Raw genomic sequence first — 675 nt, 5'->3', positions numbered from 1 at the left:
CGGCCGATCGGGCTGTAGAAGGGCGCCAGATGCTGGCGGATGGCGGACAGGTCGACGAAGTGGTCGATCGCTCTGAGCAGGTGATCCGCCGGCACATGCCGCTCCAGGCTGAAGCCGTAGAACAGCTCCTCCTGCATCACACTTTGCTCGCCCATCATCGACTCAATCTCCTCTTACGACGAAGATTGAATCAGATGGGATATTCGGCTTGAGCCCCATCTTCGACGGTGATGGACGGAGGTGCTGCGCTCCGAGCTGATGATAGAACGTGGTCTGCAGCTACAGCCACAAGCATCAGGAAAGGAAACGCAGCATGAAGCATTATGCCGGATTGGATATCTCGGTAAAAGAGACCGCCGTTTGCATTGTCGATGAAACTGGCAAGATCTGCCGCGAGGTCAAGGTGGTCAGCCACCCCGACGACCTCACCGCGGTTCTGAAAGGTCCCGCCTTGCGCATCGAGCGGATCGGGCTCGAGGCCGGACCGTTGTCGCAATGGCTGTTCGAAGGCCTGGCCAAGGCCGGTTTGCCGGCAATCTGCATCGAGACCCGACACACCAAGGCATTCCTCAAGGCGCGGCCGAACAAGACGGATCGCAATGATGCGCGCGGCATCGCACAGATGATGCGCGTCAACCTGTTCCGCCCGGTGCATGTCAAGACGCTGACGAGCCA

At 59.4% G+C, this 675-nt stretch carries 2 protein-coding genes; one reads left to right on the top strand and one right to left on the bottom strand.

Annotated features, from left to right (window positions below):
• Nucleotides 1-158, bottom strand: a 158-nt coding sequence (locus NKI39_RS34250) for a transposase (protein WP_502898657.1), incomplete at its 3' end; no start/stop codon positions are given.
• 155 nt (nucleotides 159-313) lie between these two features.
• On the opposite strand from NKI39_RS34250, the gene NKI39_RS34245 reads away from it, so the two are divergent.
• The coding region (locus NKI39_RS34245) for an IS110 family transposase (protein ID WP_352837590.1) at nucleotides 314-675 on the top strand (362 nt) is incomplete at its 3' end.

Source organism: Mesorhizobium sp. M0664 (assembly GCF_040320565.1).
Taxonomy (GTDB): Bacteria; Pseudomonadota; Alphaproteobacteria; order Rhizobiales; family Rhizobiaceae; genus Mesorhizobium.
This window is presented reverse-complemented; position numbering and strand designations above follow the sequence as displayed.